Source organism: Acinetobacter sp. UC24323 (assembly GCF_024151445.1).
Classification (GTDB): Bacteria; Pseudomonadota; Gammaproteobacteria; order Pseudomonadales; family Moraxellaceae; genus Acinetobacter; species Acinetobacter baumannii.
The window spans coordinates 1-202 of sequence record NZ_JAHIBY010000045.1; the positions used below are offsets into that span (position 1 = coordinate 1).

The following is a 202-nucleotide window of genomic DNA, read 5'->3' on the forward strand; positions in this document are numbered from 1 at the left end:
TGATCCATCTACACCGGATCAAGGTGGTCTGGACCGTGTTGATGGATCAATTACAGTAGATGTTGACGACCAGGGCCATATCACAGGGGGTACCACAGATGTAGCACCGGGCAGCGAGGTGACCTTAACCATCACAGGTCAGGACCAGGCAGGTAATCCGCTGGAACAGCAGGTGAAAGCCACAGTTAATCCTGATGGCAGC

General features: G+C 53.5%; 1 pseudogene. It reads left to right on the forward strand.

The features are described 5' to 3' along the window. Positions 1–202: pseudogene (locus KNQ97_RS19195) on the forward strand (hypothetical protein); the annotation flags it as partial.